Source organism: Salinifilum aidingensis, from assembly GCF_054782015.1.
On record NZ_BAAGTH010000002.1, the window covers coordinates 224,235 to 239,880 of the forward strand.

The following is a 15,646-nucleotide window of genomic DNA, read 5'->3' on the forward strand; positions in this document are numbered from 1 at the left end:
GACGTGTCGTGGCACGAGAGATGTTCAAAAACAGGTTCGCCTTCATCGCCGCCGCGGTGGGCATGGCCGTGGGAACGGGCAACGTCTGGAGGTTCCCCCGCGTCGTCGGCGAGTGGGGCGGCGGCTCGTTCCTCATCGCACTCATCATCGCGAACCTGGTGTGGGCGGTCCCCCTCCTGATGGCGGAGTCCCTGCTCGGCTCCCGGTCCCGATTCGGCACCGTCGGCGCCTTCCGCGATTTCATGGGGCGGAAGTTCGCCTGGCTGGGCGGCTTCATGGGCTTCATCGGCGTGGGGATCCTCTTCTACTACTCCGTGGTGTGCGGATGGGCGCTGCGCTACCTCGTTTACGCGATCACCGGAACGCTGCGGTCGGGCGTGGACACGCAGGCGCTGTGGGACGATTTCAGTTCGAGCCCGCTGCAGACCATCGGTTTCCACGCCCTGTCGATCCTGCTGGTGGGGTTGATCGTCTACCGCGGACTCCGGAAGGGCTTCGAGTCGCTGCTGCAGGTCGTGATCCCCGCGCTGTTCGTCATCCTCGCCGTCCTCGTCGTCCGCGCGGTCACCCTGCCCGGAGCCGTCGAGGGCCTGCGCCACATCTTCGTGCCGGAGTGGGGCCGCCTCGGCGAGGCCGAGGTGTGGCTGCAGGCGTTCACCCAGATGGCCTTCTCCACGGGAGCCGGCTGGGGGCTGTACCTGACCTACGCGGTCTACATGCGCCGCCGCGAGGACATCGGGCTCAACGCGTTCGTCGTGTGCGGGTCCAACCTCATCGCCTCGCTCATGGCGGGAATCGCCGTGCTGTGCTCGGTCTTCGCGCTCCGCGGTGCCGAGTTCGCCGCCGAGGCCGCCGAAGCGGGCAACCAGGGCCTGGCGTTCATCTACTTCGCCGAACTGCTCACCCAGATGCCCGGCGGACCGTTCTTCGCCGTGCTGTTCTTCCTCGCGCTGTTCCTGGCCGGCATCTCGAGCCTGATCGCGATGATGGAGCTCGCCACCCGCAACGTCGTGGACATGGGACTGTCCCGCCGCAGCGCGGTGCCGTGGATCGTGGGCGCGGCGTTCCTCGCCGGCATCCCCTCGGCCTACAGCGTCGGATTCCTGACCAACCAGGACAACGTGTGGGGCATCGGACTGCTGCTGGGCGGGTTGTGCGCGGCGTTGGCCGTGCTCAAGTACGGCGTGCAGCGCGCGCGGCAGGAGATCGACTCCGTCAGCGACATCCGGGTCGGCCGGTGGTGGAACGCGTGCCTCTACGCCTTCCCGGTGATGTTCGCGCTGCTGTTCGGCTGGTGGATCCTGCAGGCCGTTGGCGAGCCCCAGTGGTGGAACCCGTTCCAGGAGTTCAGCCTCGGGACGCTGCTGCTGCAGTGGGGACTGGTGGCCGTGGTGATGCTGCTGCTCAACCGGTTCCTGGCCGGCCGGATCGGCGCGGGACCGATGAGCCCGTCCCGAACCGGCGAGAGCGGACCGGAGAGCGGCGAACCCGGTGAACCGGGAGATGACCGGCCGGGCCCCTCCGACGAGGGCTGAGTCCCCGCGCCCCGGCAGCCGGTTCGAGCACCGCGGCCCGGGGCGGGGACCGACCTGCTTGCCGAGGTCCTGCTCGTTCTCCACGTTCGGCGGCATCCGCGGGCACCGGTGTCGCGCCGGCGGCCCGCGGATGCGCGCGCGGCGAACCGGTCACGGCGAGAGCTCCTCCAACGTGCGGCCCTTGGTCTCCTCCGCGAACAGCAGCGTCACCAGCGTGCCGATCAGCGTGATCCCGCCGATGACGAAGAAGACGCCGGAGAGGTTCGTGCCCCCGGCGTAGATGGCGCCGACCAGGATCGGGCCGGTGATCAGGCCGAGGCGGTTCATCATGCCGCCCATGCTGCAGCCCAGCGCTCGACTCCGCGTCGGGTACAGCTCCGGCGTGTACAGGTAGAGGGTGACGTTCACGGCGAAGTTGAACACGGCCGCGACCGCCGAGAGCACCGCCAGCTGCGGAGCCGCGGCGGCCCCCAACGCGGCGAGGACCAGCAACGGCAGCGTCGTCAGCCCCAGCCCGAGTCCGAGCACGAGGCGGCGTCCCAGCTTGTCGACGGTGAGCGCGGCGGCGAGGCAGCCGAACAGCCCGGCGACCGACGCCGAGGTGCTGAACCACAGCGCCGTGCCGATCGGTAGGTGGTAGACGTCCCTGTACAAGGTCGGAAGCCAGGACGTGATGCCGTAGTTGGCCAGGTAGCCGACGAACCAGACCACCCAGACCACGAGGGTGCGCCGGCGGTAGCGCCCGGTGAACAGCTCGCGGAGCGAGCTGGTGCTGTGCTGCGCGGCCGGCACGGAGGCCGCAGGTGCTGGTGCGGCCAGCACCTGCCCGGTCGAGCGGCGCACTTTCCCCTCGATGTGCTCGAGGGACCGCACCGCCTCGTCGGTGCGGCCCCGGGCGGCCAGCCACCGCGGCGACTCCGGAACACCCCGCTGCACCGCGACCGCGGCCAGCCCCGGGATCGCGGCGAGCAGGAACAGCGTGCGCCAGCCCCAGTGCGGAACGACCCACGCCGAGGCCAACGCGCCCACGGCCAGACCGGCCGGGAAGACGATCTCGTAGAGCAGCACGAACCGGCCGCGGCCCTTCGTCCGGCTGAGCTCGCTGATGTAGGACGCCGCGGTGGGCACCTCGCCACCGATCGCCAGCCCCTGGACGAACCGCAGGACCAGGAACGGCGCCAGTGAGGTGCTCAGCGTCATCCCGGCGCTGCACAGCGCGGTGACCGCGACGCACAGCGCGATCACCCGGACGCGGCCGACGCGGTCGGCCACCCACCCGGCCGCCAGGGCGCCCAGGAGCATGCCGACGGAACCGACGGTGAACGTGGTGGTGACACCGGCCGCTGACAGGTCCCACTCGCGCGAGATCTGCGGCATCGAGTAGGCGATCAACAACTGGTCGAACGCTTCGAAGAAGGTGACCACGCCGATGACGAGGCGCACGGTGACGTGCCAGCGCGACATCGGCAGTCTTTCGAGTCGTGCGACGATCTCCTGTTGGAGCGTGGGATCCGATGAGGCCGCGGTTGTCATGCGTCCCTCCTTCCAGGGACGGCCATGCCACGTGGTGGGAACGGTTGGCATGGAGGGGTGTTCGCCGGGTTTCCGGTGGGCCGTGCCCGACCGTTCTGCGCCTTCCGCACGAGTGCGGGCCGGTCCTCCCCGAGGACCGGCGTCAGCGGAGGTGGGCGTCCAGGAAGCGGACGGTCTCGTCCCACCAGCCGTGCTCGGCCTCGCGGGCGGGCACGACGACGTCCTCGGTGGTGAGCGCGAGCAGCGGGCGGGGGTTCTCAGGCGGGGCGAACCCGAGCCACGGGGAGCGCAGCTCGCTGAGCGCCTCGGCCACCGACGGCGCACCGCGCCACGGTGCGGTCTCCACGCCGAGGGGCTCGTGGGCGACGGCCGCGGCGAACTCGTGCACCGCCGCTGCCCACGTCGCCAGGTGCCCGCCCATGCCGAACCCCAGCACAGCGGTGGCCCCGACCGGCACGCCCACGCGCTCGCGCAGGTGATCGGCCGCCGCGGTGAGGTCGGCGGCGAGGTCCTCGGCGGCCAGCAGCTCCATGGCGGCCCGCGCGGTCTCGGTGTTCTCGGGGCGGAACTCCTTCCCGCCCGTCTCGTAGTAGAGGAACGGTGCGACCACGACGCAGCCGAGCCGGGCCAGGGAGCGGCAGTGCTCCTCGACGGACTCGGTCAGCCCGCAGACGTCGTGCAGGACGATCGCTCCCGCGCGCGGTGTCCCCTCCGGGAACCGCACGAACAGCGGTGCGGCGGTGCGCAGCACGCGGCGCCTCCGGTTGGCCGGGCCGTGCGCGCGGTGGTGGTGTTCGATCAGTTCGGTGGGCATCAGGCCGCTCCTTCAGCTCGGCACGTGCACCGGCGGCACGAACGGCACCGGCGTCGGTTCGAGTGCTGTCACGTCGACTTCGACCAGGTACGGCCCGCCGTGGTCGACCGCCTTCGCGAACACCTCGGCGAAGGAACCGGACCGGTTCACCAGCGCGTGCGGCACGTCCAGCGAGTGCGCCAGGCGGGCGAAGTCCGGTGTGAACAGGTCGACGCCGCTGCGCCGGCCGACGTGTTCGTCCTGCATGTTGCGCAGCACGCCGTAACCGCCGTCGTTGAACACGACCACGACCAGCCACGGCCGTTCCTGCGCGAGCGTTGCCAGCTCGCCGAGGTGCACCGCCAGTCCTCCGTCACCGACGAGCAGCACCGCTGGCGCCTCCGGACTGCCCAGCGCAGCACCGATGCCGGTGGCCAGGCCCTGGCCGATCCCCCCGCCGACCGGGAAGACGTTGGTGCTCGGATGCCGGATCTCCAGCAACCGGTTGCCCCACTGGCTGGACGGGATCGTCACGTCCCTGGCCACGACCGAGTCCGCCGGCAGGGTGCTGCGCAGGGCGTCGCAGATCCGGACGTACGGGCCGATGGCCTCCCGCAGGTGGTGGCGCACCGCAGCGCGGGTCTCGCGGACGCGATCCCGCCAGGCCGCCTCCGCTCCGGTGTCGCCGATCTCGGTGAGCAGCCGGCGGAGCACCTCCGCGGCCTCGCCCACCAGCCCGACCGTCGCGGGATGCACCCGCCCGACGGCCGCCGGGTCGACGTCGATCTGCACGTGGCGTTCGGGCAGTTCCAGGCCGTAGTGCCCGGTCTCGTTGGAGCGGAAGTGGGTGCCGATGCTCACCAGGAGGTCGGCCTCGGCCAGCAGCTCGGCGGCCTTCGGGCTGGTCGCGAAGTTGCCGATCACCAGCTCGTGGTCCTCCGGCACGGCCCCGCGACCGGAGTTGCTCGTCAGCACACCGGCGTCGAGCCGCTCGGCGAGCTCGCGGAGCGGTTCGCGGGCCCGCGCGCCCCCGCCACCGACCCACAGCAGCGGATTCCGCGCCTTCCGCAGGAGCTCCGCGGCGCGGTGCACCTGCTCCTCCGCCGCCGGTTCCGCCGGCTCGCCGCTCTCGGCCGCGCCGGGTTCGATCCGCTGCTGCGCGTGCTGCAGGTCGATCGGCCACTCCACGCTGGTCGGCCCCGCGGGAAGCGTGCGGGCCGTGCGGACCGCTCCGCGCAGCGCGGACTCCGCGTCCGCGGCGGAGGTGATCGTGGTGGCGTGCTTGGACACCGCGGTGAGCATTCCCAGCTGATCGCGGGTCTCGTGGATGACACCGCGGCCCTGGCCGAGGTACGGGGAGTCGATCTGCCCGGTCACGTGCAGCACGCGGCTGCCGGCGGTCAGCGCCTCCACCATCGCCCCCGCTGCGTTGCCCGCACCGGTGCCGGTGCTGGTGATCGCCACGCCCGTACCACCGCGCGCACGGGCGTGGCCGTCGGCCGCGTTGACCGCGGCGGCCTCGTGGCGGACGGGGACGAACCGCAGTTCGCGGGACACGGCCTCCACCAGGGGGAGGTTGTGCACGCTGACCACACCGAAGGCCGTGTCGGCCCCGTTGTCGCGCATGACCTGGACGAGCAGGTCACCGCCGTTTCCTCGATGCATGTGCAGTCCTTCGCGGGTCAGACGTGGCGGGCGATGCCGCCGCCGACGTCGAGGGAAGAGCCGGTGATGTAGGAGGCGCGGGGGGACAGCAGCGACGCGACGGCGTAGGCGACCTCCTCGGCGGTGCCCAGCCTCCCGAGCGGAATGCCGCGGTCCGCGGCCAGTTCCGCGCTCCAGTCGGTGAAGTCCAGGGCGGAGTCCGATTCCTCGTGGCGGCGCCGCCACTGGCCGGTGTCGATCAGGCCCAGGCACACCGAGTTCACCCGGACCGCGTCAGCGGCCAGGTCCGAGGCAAGCGTCTTGGTGAGGTTCAGCAGTGCGGCGCGCGCCGCCGAGGTCGCCGCCAACCGCGGCTCCGGCTGGCGGGCGAGGATCGCGTTGACGTTGACCACCGCGCCGGCGTCCGAGCGCCGCAGCCACGGCAGTGCGGCCCGGACCAGGTGCAGGACGCCGCAGATCTTCAGGTCGAACTCGTCCCGCCACTGCTGCGCGCCGGTCTCCTCCGCTCTCGCCATCAGCGAGCGCCCGGCGTTGTTGACCACGCCGTCCACACCGCCGAACCGCTCCGCCACCTGCTCGACGAACGCCCGCACCGCGGCCTCGTCGGTGACGTCGCAGGCGGCGGTGTGCAGCGTGCCGTCCGCACCGCCGAGAGCCCGCTCGAGCCGGTCGCCGTCCCTGGCGCAGGCGGCGACGCGGGCGCCCTCGGCGAGCAGCATCCGCGCCGTGGCGAGTCCCACGCCCGAACTCGCTCCGGTCACCACCACCGCGCGGCCGGTGAATCCGAGATCCACGTGCTCCTCCTCCTATCTGCAAACAAAACCACCGTCGACCGGGAGCGTCTGCCCGGTGACGTAGGCGGCGGCGTCGGACAGCAGGAACCGCACCGCGCCGACGAGGTCCTCGGGCTGCTGGGGGCGGTCCAGGGCGCGGTTGCGCCGGTAGAGGTCGTGGCGCTCCGCCGGGATGTCCCGGGTCGCCTCGCACTCGGTGATGCCCGGTGCGACGGCGTTGACGGTGACCCCGTCCGGCCCCGCGTCGCGGGCCATCGTCCGGGTCAGCGCGACCAGGGCCCCCTTCGAGGCCACGTAGTGCGCCAACCGGGGCGGGCCGTAGAAGGCCACGTCCGAGGCGACGTTGAGGATCCGCCCCCCGCCCCGGGCGCGCAGCTGCGGGTACAGCGCCCGCGAGACCAGCCACGTCCCCCGCAGGTTCACCGACATGACGCGGTCGAACTCGCCGGGGTCGATCTCGTGGAAGGCCTTCCCGCCGACGCCGTCGGCGAGGGCGGCGTTGTTCACCACACCGTGGGCACCGCCGATCTCCGCCACCCGGGTGGACAGGTTCTCCACGGATTCCACATCGGACACGTCGGTGTCCACCCGGTGCACCGCGCAACCGCGCGCGCCCAGGTCGGCGACCACCGCGGCGGCCGATTCCGGGTTCCGCTCGGCCACCACCACCTGCGCGCCCGCCGCGGCGAGATCGCGGGCGATCGCCCGCCCCAGTCCGCGCCCGGCACCGGTGACCACCACCGTCCGCCCCTGCAGGTTCATCGCGCACCTCCGTCCACATCGTCCAGAAACCGGCGGACCGCTGCGTTGAACTCGTCCGGCCGCTCCTGGTTGGCCGCGTGTCCCGCGCCGGGGACCACTTCGAACCGCGCGCCCGGGACCCCGCCGGCCAGAGCACGGCTCTCCGCCACCCCGGTCACCACGTCCTCGGCGCCGACCACCACCAACGTCGGCGTGGTGATCGCGGCGAGCTGGTCGGAGTGGTCCGTGGCGGCCATGGCGCGCGCGGCGTTGCGGTAGCCGGTCAACCGCACGCGCGACATCTGCACCAGCACCTGCTCGGCCACACCCGCATCCGCGTCCCGAGCGGTCAGGCGCGGCCCCCGCCGCTCGGCGAACGCGCCCGCACCCAGCCGGGTCAGCTCCTCGACGCGGTTCGCCATCGCCGCGCGAGCCTCGGCCGTGCGGCCGGAACCGCGCGAGGAGTCCGCGAGGACCAGCGAGCGCAGCAGGTCCGGGGCCGTGAGCGCCATCCGCGTGGCGATGACCCCGCCCCACGACACGCCGAGCACGTGGGCCGGAACCGCGCCGAGACCGCGGAGGACGGCGACGGCGGTCCCGACGTAGTCGTCGAGCGCAGGCTCGCCCGGCAAGTCCGCAGAACCGCCGTAACCGGGGGCATCCCAGGCGAGGGTCCGACGACCGGGCAGGCCGGACATCTGAGCGGTGAACGCCTCGGCAGCCCCGCCGATCCCGTGCAGCATCAGCACCGGGACGCCCGAGCCCTCGTCCAGGACCTCCGTGCCGGAGAGCCGCACCCTGCTCATGCGAACACCCCGGTCGGTCGGGCCAGTCTGGCGACGGCGGCGAGGACGGCGTGCGGAACGACACCGCTGGTGGCCGGGTTGTCCGGTGACGGGTGGTTGCCGATCTCGAACCGGTACTCGCCGGCGCTGCCCGCGGCGCTGATCACGTGGCTGGTCATCGGCGCGCGCGGGTCGGCGACCACGGTGGCCTCCACCCGGTCCCAGCTGCCCACCGCCAGCGCCACCGAGGCGGCCACGTTCGCCGAGGCCGGGAACGCGGCGGTGACTTCGCGCGCAGGACCGCGCATCAGCTCGACCGGCTCGGTGGCGGCGCGGAGGCGCTCCTGCTGCTCGGCACCCATCCACTGCTGGACCAGGGCGGAAGCCTTCTTCGTGGTCGCGATCCGCACCGCATCGAGACCGCCGCCGCGCGCGGTGGCGGCCAGCAGGTCGAGACCGCCGATCGCACCGGTGCACAGGTGCAGCCTGCCCGGTCCGGCGTCGCGCAACTCGGCCAGCAGGCCGTCGTCGGTCAGCGCGCCGACCGAGACCACCAGCAGGTCGGCGCCCGACGCGACGGCGGACGGACCGAGCTCCGCCAGCGCGCTCTGCCCCGCGCATTCGACGACCAGCTCGGCGTCCTCGATCGCGGATCGACTGCCGACCACCGGCAGGTCGGGTGGATCGACCGGTTCGGTGTGCACGACCCCGACCAGCTCGGCCCCGGGGACCGCACCGTCGCGGACCGCGCGCGCCACCACTCCGCCGATCGCGCCGCAGCCGAGAGTCGCCACCTTCACGACCGCACCACCTCCAGGTAGCCGGGATCGGGCTTGCCCGCCATGTGCTCGCGGGCGTCCTTGGAGGGCGGCCCGGCGGTGCCCCACTGGTCGGACAGCTCCGGGGTGCGCCGCCACACGCGGCACAGCCACGCGTCCTCGTCGACCTGCTCGACCTCCGAGGTGTACTCGCAGACCAGCCCGGCGGGGTCGGCGAAGTAGGAGAAGGTGTTCGATCCCGGTCCGTGCCGCCCCGGTCCCCACAGCGGGGTGATGCCGTTGTGGCGCAGCCGTCCGATCCCCCGCATGAAGTGGTCCACAGTGGGCATCTCGTAGGCCACGTGGTTCACCGAGGTCCACTCGGCCTGGTTGAACGCGATGACGTGGTGATCGGAGTTGCACCGCAGGAAGGCCATCTGGTGCTCGGACCAGTCGGAGATCCGCATGCCGAGAATCCCCGTGTAGAAGTCGCAGGCGGCGTCGATGTCGGTCGTGTTGAGCACGACGTGGGCGACCTTGCGGGGCACTGCGGAGAACCCGTCCGGGTCCTGCGGCACGACGGCCTCGACGTTGCAGGACAGCTCGACGAGGCGTCCTTCCGGGTCGACGAGCCGGAGACCGTAACCGCCGCCGATCTGGTCGAGCCTGCCCGGCTCGGTCAGCATCGGGACTCCCAGCGCGTCCAACCGCCGACCGGCCTCGTCGATCTCGGCGGGCGTGCCCACGGCGAAGGCGATCTTGCCCAGGCCGTTGCGCTCGGCCTGCTGCAGCTCGACGATGTGGTGCTCGGGTCCGGTGCCGCGCAGCCAGGCCGCGTCGCGTTCGGCCTCGACCGGGGTGAGGCCCCAGATCTCGCGGTAGAAGTCGGCGGACTCGGCGAAGTTCTCGGTACGGAGGCTCACCGAGCGCAGCGCGCGGAGCCTGCCGATCGGTTCAGCGGGGCGTGCGTGCATGACGACCTCCATCGGTCAACGGGTTGCCGGGACGCGGGCGTGCTCGTGCTCGGTCAGCGCGGCGGCCTGCCGACCGGCTTCGCGGCGCAGAACCCGGCGCAGGCGGACGAGGGCGATGTCGTGCTGGTAGAGGTTCTCCCGGGACCAGGCGTCGCCGGGCATCGCCTCGGCCATCTCCCGGTCCTGTTCCAGCACCTGCCAGTGCCGCTCCTCCAACCGGTTCTTGTACAGGAAGCGCCAGCTGTCCCGCTCCCAACCGGTGACCTCGCGGCAGCGCCAGAAGAACCCGGCGTGCTGCTGCTCGTTGATCGCGGTCACGCAGGCGACGATCGTGAACGGGCCGCCCGGACCGGCCGTGTCCGGGTAGGGGATGTCCAGGGTGACGCACTGGAATCCGCCGTGGTCGACCCACTCGGACCAGTCGAAGTTGACGCCGCGCTGGTCCGTCTTCTCGAAGACGAAACCGGTGTCGGTGTCCCGGACCTGGAACTCGGCCGCGCGCTTGCCCGTTCCCATGGTGTGGCTCTTGCGGTGCAGGAAAGCGCCGTGCATCGGGTCCATCAGGTTGTCCAGCGACAGCAGGCGGGAGCAGTCCCACTCGACGTAGCAGAGGAACTCCTCCCACTCGCCGCCGGACAGCGCTGCCGGCAGCTGAAGCGGCGCGGGGTCGGCTTCCTCGTCGAGCCCGAACCACGCGAAGATCGCACCTGCGCGCTCCTCGACCGGGAACACCCGCAGCGCCCGGCGGCCTTCCAGCGCGCAACCCGGACTGCCGGGCACGGAGGCCACGACGCCGTCGGAGTCCAGTTGCAGGCCGTGGTAGTTGCAGGCGATGCGGTCTCCCATGTGGACACCGCGCGACAACCGCGCCGCGCGGTGCGGGCACCTGTCCTCCTGGACGTGGACCCGGCCGGCGCTGTCCCGCCACAGCAGCAGTTCCTCCCCGGCGCGGTCGAGCCGCACCAGTTCACCCGGCCGCACGTACCGGGAGGGGCACACCGCGTACCAGCGGTCGCGCAAACCCAGCTGGAGCAGCCCGTCCTCAGTGCGCAGTGACGTCCTCATCAGCGTTCCTCCTTCGCGCCGAACCGGGCGAGCTCGCGGGTGAACGTCTCCTCCGTCCACTCCGCACCGTCCGGCGGTCGGACGCCGGTCTCGTTGAGCGCGGCCACGACTCCGCCGAGGTCGTGGATGCCGCGCCCGTAGATGTCCTCGAGCTCGTCGGCGAAGGCCTCCTCGTAGCTGGTGGACGGTCCCGTCCGGCTCTGCACCGGTTCGAGGTTCAGTGGCATGTCAGTTCTTCTCCTGGTGGGTTGTCAGCCTCCGAGCGCGGGCCGGCCCGACCCCGCACCTTCACAGGTCCAGCACCAGCTCCGCCGAGCTGCAGCGGGACACGCAGATCATCATCGTGTTCCCGGATTCCTGCTCAGCAGGGCTCAGCACGAAATCGCGGTGGTCGGGCCGACCGCTGAGCACCTTGGTCTCGCAGGTGCCGCACACGCCCTCCCGGCACGAGCTCGGCACCGCGACCCCGGCCTCGCCGACCGCGTCCAGCACCGACCTGCCCGCCCCGACGGGCACGCGGGCCCCGGAAGACGCGCACACCACCTCGAACGATTCCCCGTCCGCCGCGCTCTGCAAGGTCTCCGGCGCGTGGAAGCGCTCGACGCGCAGCATCGACGGGTCGGGCAGGGCCGCCTCCACCGCGCTGATCAGCGGTTCGGGTCCGCAGCAGTGCACCAGCGTTGCCGGGGGGAGATCGGCGAGCTCGGCGGCCAGCTCGGGCGGGCCGCCGTGCTCGTCGTCGGCGTGCACCCGGATCCGCTCGCCGCAGAGGCCGACCAGGTCGTCGAGGAAGGCCATGCTCGACCGCGATCGCCCGCAGTAGAGCACTCGCCAGTCCGCGCCCTTCCGGTCGAGCTCCTCCGCCATCGCCCGCAGCGGTGTCACGCCGATCCCGCCGGCGATGAGGAGATGGCGCTCGGCGGTCTCCAGCGCGAAGTTGTTCTGCGGACCGTCGACCTCCAGGAGGGTTCCCGCGGTCAACCGCTCGTGCACCCACGCGCTCCCGCCCCGGGACTCCGGCTCCCGCAGCACCGCCACCGTCCACTGGTGACCGTCCGCGGGGTCTCCGCACAACGAGTACTGCCGAACCAGGCCGTTCCCCAGGTGCAGCGAGAGGTGCGCTCCCGGTTCCCAGCGCGGGAGCTCGTCGCCGGCCGGATCGCGGAAGTCGACCTGGACCACTCCCTCGGCCAGCCACGTCGTGCGGTGCACCCTGACCGTGCGCGCCATGCTCCTCACCCCGATCAGCCGTCAGTCCCGCGTCACGCCGTGCATCGGGGAGGTCGGCGGGTAGGTCGGGATCTGCGGCTTCTGCGCTCCGATGACCACGCAGAACAGCGCGTCCCGGTCACCGACCGTCCGCAGGCTGCGCGGCACCCCCGCGGGAACCCGGATGAGGTCGCGGTAGCCGAGCGTGCGCGTGGCGGTCTTCGTACCGTCGTCCACGTCGTGGACGTTGACCTCCAACTGCCCTTCCAGCACGAAGAAGACCTCCTCGACGTCGTGGTGGGTGTGCTCGGGACCCACCGCGCCCGCGGGCAGCCGCATGTTGGAGAACGTGAAGTGCTCCGAGGGCAGGGCGCGGCCGTCGCCTTCGTGGTTGCCGGTGGCACCGGAGCCGATGTAGCGGACCTGCGCCCGCCGGAACTCCTCCCCCGCCTTGGCCTGGAACGCCAGCGTGTCCCAGTCCTCGTTGCGGGACTCCCGCGAGGCGATGCACCCGTCGATCAGCTCCTCCAGGTGCGCGTGCCGGGTTTGCGATGCGGTCATCTGTCCCTCCAAAACGCTTAGCATTAAACGAGCTAGCGGTAAGGACTATGACCAACCACCTGTGATGCGGACAACCCCTGCAAGGATTCAGCGGGAGAATTTTTTCAAATCGACTGCGTACAGGCTTGCTCAACCGCAGAAGATGCGCACCACGGGACCCGCTATTGACTTATTAGTAAGCTATTTGAGTCGACCATGCACACCTGGAGGTGCACCGTGACCGTTGCGGAGATCCCCGACGAGATCCACGCCGCCGGCCGCTGGCGGCGCGGCGGCGGCGCCCCGCTGGAGTCCGCGGACCCGGCCACCGGCGAAGTGGTCGCCGAGCTGACCGCGGCTTCTGCCGAGGACGTCGACGAGGCCGCGCGCGCCGGCGCCGAGGCCGCGGCACGGGAGTCCTGGCGCGACCTGCTCCCGCACGAACGCGCCCGGCTGCTGCACCGGGTCGGTGACCTCATCGAGCGCGACGCCGAGGAGTTGGCGCTGCTGCAAACGCGCGACACCGGCAAAGCGCTCGCCGAGACCCGCGCGCTGGTGGCCAGCGCCGCCGGCACGTTCCGCTTCTACGCCGCAGCGCTGGAAACCGCGGAGACCCCGCTGACCCCGCAGCGCGGCCCGTACCTCGCGATGAGCGTGCACGAACCCGTCGGAGTCGTCGGGGCCATCACCCCGTGGAACTCCCCCATCGCCAGCGACGCGCAGAAGATCGCGCCCGCGCTGGCCGCCGGCAACGCGGTCCTGCTCAAACCGGCCGAGGCCACGCCGCTGGTCTCCCTCGGCCTCGCCCGGCGGGTGGTGGAGGCCGGGGTGCCGCCGGCCCTGCTGTCGGTGCTGCCGGGAACGGGACCGGTGGTGGGCGACGCGGTCGTGCGCCACCCCCTCGTCGGACGCGTCTCCTTCACCGGTGGCACGCGGACCGGCCGCGCGATCGGCCGCGCGGCCGCGGACAAGATCATGCCGCTCACCAGCGAGCTGGGCGGCAAGTCGCCCACGGTGGTCTTCCCCGACGCCGACCTGGAGCAAGCGCTGGCGGGGGTCCTGTTCGGGATCTTCTCCTCGACCGGGCAGAGCTGCATCGCCGGTTCCCGCATCTTCGTGCACGAGTCGATCTACACCGACTTCGTGGATCGCCTGGTGGCGGCGGCGCGGTCCCTGCGCGTCGGTCCGGGGACCGCGCCGGGCACCCAGGTCGGCCCGCTGGCCACCTTCGCGCACCGCGACCGGGTGGCTTCGCTCGTCGACCGAGCCCGCGCGGAGGGCGGCCGCGTGCTCTGCGGCGGCCGCGTGCCCGACGACCCGGAGCTCGCGCGCGGCGCGTACTACCTGCCGACGCTGCTCGACGGCCTGGCCAACCACAGCGCGACCTGCCAGGAGGAGATCTTCGGCCCCGTCGGTGCGGTGCTGCCCTTCCGCGACGAGGACGACCTCGTGTCCCAGGCCAACGACACCGTCTACGGCCTGGCCTGCGGCCTCTGGACCACCGACTACCGCCGCGCCTGGCGCGTGGCCCGCCGCGTCGAGGCGGGCACGGTGTGGATCAACACGTACAAGCGCCTCAGCATCGCCACACCGTTCGGCGGCACCAAGCACAGCGGTCTCGGCACGGACAAGGGACGCGACGGGATCCTGCAGTACACCCGGCAGAAGAGCATCTACTGGGGCCTCGACGAGCAGGAACGCCTCTGGCGGCTCTGAACGCCGGGAGGCCGCTGCGGACCCGACGTCCCGGCCCCCGGGAGCCCTCAGCCTTCCGGCTCCAGCTGGGTGGCGGAGTGGTCCAGGGAGATCTCGAGCCTGCTGAGCAGGTCGGCCAACCGGTCGCGCTCGGTCGCGGTCAAGCCGCTGAGCATCCGCTTCTCGTTGTCGAAGTGAGCGGTGGCGACCTCGCCGACGAAATGCACCCCCTGCTCGGTGAGCTGCACGTAGACCACCCTCCGGTCCTCGGGGTCCCGCACCCGCGTCACCAGGCCCGCCTGCTCCAGCTTGTCCACGCGCTGGCTGATGCCGCCGGTGGTGACGAGGAGGGCGTCGGCCAGTTCACCCGCGGTGCGGCGGTACGGCGGCCCCGCCCGGCGCAGCGAGGCCAGGATGCTGAACCCGGCGACCGTCAGGTCGAACGCGCCGAAGATCCGCGTCAACTGGTCCTGGTAACGCTGGTAGGCGCGGTGCAGCCGCCCGAACACCGCCAACCCGGAGGGGTCCATGTCGGGACGTTCCCGTTCCCACTCCGCGAGCATGTAGTCGACCGCGTCGGGCCGGGAACGGCTGCGTCGTGCCACGAGAGACCTCCTGCTTCCCGAACGATTAAGCATCTTTCCGCTAAGACTAACGTTGCTAAGGCAAGATACCACCGCACCGCGTGCGAACCGCCGAACACCGCCGGGAAGGTCCGCGCACCGGCGCCGCCGGTTTCGGCTAGCCTCGACGCATGGGCAAAGCGGGCCGTCGACCGGGACGCAACGACACCCGCGAACAGGTCCTGACCAACCGCCCGACCGCGGCGAGCCCGCCCGGGCGCGGCGGCTATCTTCGCTGCCATGGCAGATGAGAATTCGGCGATATCGGTGACGACGGGTGTCGGCGTGCTCGACCGGACGGTCGCGATCCTCGACGCGGTCGAGCGCACGCCGATGGGAGCCAGCGAACTGGCCCGCCACTTGGGACTGTCCGTGCCGACCACGCACCGGCTGGTCGCGGCGATGGTCACGCACGGACTCCTGCGCCGGGACGGCAGCGGACGCCACCACACCGGATGGCGGTTCGTCTCGTCCGCGCTGGCTGCCGCGGCAGGCCCCGTCATGGAGGACCTGCGCGAAGAGACCGGCGAGAGCGCCCAGGTCTGGGTGCAGCGCGGCGAACAGCGGCTGTGCCTGGTCAGCGTCGAGTCGGACGCGGAGTTGCGCGCTTCGCTGCCGGTGGGATCGATGTTGGCGCTCTCGGCGGGCGGCTCGGCCGCGCGCGCCCTCACCGAGTCCGCCCCGGAGGAGCCCCAGTGGTTCGAAAGCGTCTCGCAGCGGACTCCCGGTCTGTGCTCGGTGAGCGCTCCTGTCCGGCTGCACGGCGACGTGGTGGCCGCGGTGGGGGTCTCCGCGCCCGTTTCGCGCGTGCAGGCCGAGGGACCGGGCGCCCAGTTCGGCGGTGCCGTCCTCGCCGCGGTCGACCGCCTCGAAGCGGTCCTGCAGGCCGGCTGAGGAACAGCTGGAGCGATGCAGGCCCCCGCGTCGCGCTGGATC

The 15,646-nt window shown here is 72.0% G+C and carries 16 protein-coding genes; 3 read left to right on the top strand and 13 right to left on the bottom strand.

The genetic code is table 11. From position 1 onward, the window contains the following. Nucleotides 1-8 precede the first annotated feature (8 nt). Nucleotides 9-1,535, top strand: a complete 1,527-nt coding sequence (locus ACYVJE_RS04065; RefSeq protein ID WP_461143325.1) for a sodium-dependent transporter — start codon at nt 9-11, stop codon at nt 1,533-1,535. A gap of 150 nt (nt 1,536-1,685) precedes the next feature. On the opposite strand, the gene ACYVJE_RS04070 is transcribed toward ACYVJE_RS04065, so the two are convergent. The 12 genes from ACYVJE_RS04070 to ACYVJE_RS04125 all read right to left on the bottom strand — a co-directional run bounded on the left by ACYVJE_RS04070 (nt 1,686) and on the right by ACYVJE_RS04125 (nt 12,413). Next, complete coding sequence (locus ACYVJE_RS04070) at nt 1,686-3,068, bottom strand: MFS transporter (RefSeq protein WP_461143326.1); 1,383 nt, start codon at nt 3,066-3,068, stop codon at nt 1,686-1,688. Between the two features lie 142 nt (nt 3,069-3,210). Then, complete coding sequence (locus ACYVJE_RS04075; RefSeq protein ID WP_461143327.1) at nt 3,211-3,882, bottom strand: dienelactone hydrolase family protein; 672 nt, start codon at nt 3,880-3,882, stop codon at nt 3,211-3,213. Nucleotides 3,883-3,894: 12 nt separating this feature from the next. Next, entirely contained in the window at nt 3,895-5,526 is a 1,632-nt protein-coding gene (locus tag ACYVJE_RS04080; RefSeq protein ID WP_461143328.1) for a thiamine pyrophosphate-binding protein, read from the bottom strand. 17 nt (nt 5,527-5,543) lie between these two features. Further along, nucleotides 5,544-6,320, bottom strand: a complete 777-nt coding sequence (locus tag ACYVJE_RS04085; protein ID WP_461143329.1) for an SDR family oxidoreductase — start codon at nt 6,318-6,320, stop codon at nt 5,544-5,546. A gap of 12 nt (nt 6,321-6,332) precedes the next feature. Beyond that, a complete protein-coding gene (locus ACYVJE_RS04090) occupies nt 6,333-7,082 on the bottom strand; it encodes a 3-oxoacyl-ACP reductase family protein (RefSeq protein WP_461143330.1) in 750 nt (249 codons plus the stop codon). Continuing rightward, the gene (locus tag ACYVJE_RS04095) at nt 7,079-7,867 is read right to left on the bottom strand and encodes an alpha/beta fold hydrolase (protein ID WP_461143331.1); all 789 of its coding nucleotides are present in this window, start codon (nt 7,865-7,867) and stop codon (nt 7,079-7,081) included. Before ACYVJE_RS04095 ends, ACYVJE_RS04090 begins: the two co-directional genes overlap by 4 nt. Further along, nucleotides 7,864-8,646: an aspartate dehydrogenase domain-containing protein gene (locus tag ACYVJE_RS04100; protein WP_461143332.1), complete on the bottom strand. Its 783-nt coding sequence runs from the start codon at nt 8,644-8,646 to the stop codon at nt 7,864-7,866. The genes ACYVJE_RS04095 and ACYVJE_RS04100 overlap by 4 nt, the downstream gene beginning before the upstream one ends. Then, entirely contained in the window at nt 8,643-9,578 is a 936-nt protein-coding gene (locus tag ACYVJE_RS04105) for a VOC family protein (protein ID WP_461143333.1), read from the bottom strand. Before ACYVJE_RS04105 ends, ACYVJE_RS04100 begins: the two co-directional genes overlap by 4 nt. Nucleotides 9,579-9,593: 15 nt before the next feature. After that, complete coding sequence (locus ACYVJE_RS04110; RefSeq protein ID WP_461143334.1) at nt 9,594-10,643, bottom strand: Rieske 2Fe-2S domain-containing protein; 1,050 nt, start codon at nt 10,641-10,643, stop codon at nt 9,594-9,596. Then, entirely contained in the window at nt 10,643-10,870 is a 228-nt protein-coding gene (locus ACYVJE_RS04115; protein WP_461143335.1) for a recombinase-like helix-turn-helix domain-containing protein, read from the bottom strand. Before ACYVJE_RS04115 ends, ACYVJE_RS04110 begins: the two co-directional genes overlap by 1 nt. A 61-nt stretch (nt 10,871-10,931) precedes the next feature. Continuing rightward, a complete protein-coding gene (locus tag ACYVJE_RS04120; RefSeq protein WP_461143336.1) occupies nt 10,932-11,873 on the bottom strand; it encodes a PDR/VanB family oxidoreductase in 942 nt (313 codons plus the stop codon). A gap of 21 nt (nt 11,874-11,894) precedes the next feature. After that, nucleotides 11,895-12,413, bottom strand: coding sequence for a cupin domain-containing protein (locus tag ACYVJE_RS04125; RefSeq protein ID WP_461143337.1), 519 nt, complete (start codon nt 12,411-12,413; stop codon nt 11,895-11,897). A gap of 216 nt (nt 12,414-12,629) precedes the next feature. Between ACYVJE_RS04125 and ACYVJE_RS04130 the strand changes: the two genes are divergently transcribed. Beyond that, nucleotides 12,630-14,108, top strand: coding sequence for an aldehyde dehydrogenase (locus tag ACYVJE_RS04130; RefSeq protein WP_461143338.1), 1,479 nt, complete (start codon nt 12,630-12,632; stop codon nt 14,106-14,108). Between the two features lie 47 nt (nt 14,109-14,155). Here the strand turns inward: ACYVJE_RS04130 and ACYVJE_RS04135 are convergent, their stop codons facing one another. After that, a complete protein-coding gene (locus ACYVJE_RS04135) occupies nt 14,156-14,692 on the bottom strand; it encodes a MarR family winged helix-turn-helix transcriptional regulator (protein WP_461143339.1) in 537 nt (178 codons plus the stop codon). Nucleotides 14,693-14,950: 258 nt separating this feature from the next. On the opposite strand from ACYVJE_RS04135, the gene ACYVJE_RS04140 reads away from it, so the two are divergent. Then, nucleotides 14,951-15,604, top strand: a complete 654-nt coding sequence (locus tag ACYVJE_RS04140) for an IclR family transcriptional regulator (RefSeq protein ID WP_461143340.1) — start codon at nt 14,951-14,953, stop codon at nt 15,602-15,604. The last annotated feature ends 42 nt before the right edge of the window (nt 15,605-15,646 follow it).

Coding starts and splice junctions, on each gene's coding strand:
- ACYVJE_RS04115 (WP_461143335.1), bottom strand. CDS start 10,870: ATGCCACTGAACCTCGAACCGGTGCAGAGCCGGACGGGACCGTCCACC.
- ACYVJE_RS04110 (WP_461143334.1), bottom strand. CDS start 10,643: ATGAGGACGTCACTGCGCACTGAGGACGGGCTGCTCCAGCTGGGTTTG.
- ACYVJE_RS04075 (WP_461143327.1), bottom strand. CDS start 3,882: ATGCCCACCGAACTGATCGAACACCACCACCGCGCGCACGGCCCGGCC.
- ACYVJE_RS04140 (WP_461143340.1), top strand. CDS start 14,951: ATGGCAGATGAGAATTCGGCGATATCGGTGACGACGGGTGTCGGCGTG.
- ACYVJE_RS04105 (WP_461143333.1), bottom strand. CDS start 9,578: ATGCACGCACGCCCCGCTGAACCGATCGGCAGGCTCCGCGCGCTGCGC.
- ACYVJE_RS04090 (WP_461143330.1), bottom strand. CDS start 7,082: ATGAACCTGCAGGGGCGGACGGTGGTGGTCACCGGTGCCGGGCGCGGA.
- ACYVJE_RS04070 (WP_461143326.1), bottom strand. CDS start 3,068: ATGACAACCGCGGCCTCATCGGATCCCACGCTCCAACAGGAGATCGTC.
- ACYVJE_RS04095 (WP_461143331.1), bottom strand. CDS start 7,867: ATGAGCAGGGTGCGGCTCTCCGGCACGGAGGTCCTGGACGAGGGCTCG.
- ACYVJE_RS04125 (WP_461143337.1), bottom strand. CDS start 12,413: ATGACCGCATCGCAAACCCGGCACGCGCACCTGGAGGAGCTGATCGAC.
- ACYVJE_RS04120 (WP_461143336.1), bottom strand. CDS start 11,873: ATGGCGCGCACGGTCAGGGTGCACCGCACGACGTGGCTGGCCGAGGGA.
- ACYVJE_RS04080 (WP_461143328.1), bottom strand. CDS start 5,526: ATGCATCGAGGAAACGGCGGTGACCTGCTCGTCCAGGTCATGCGCGAC.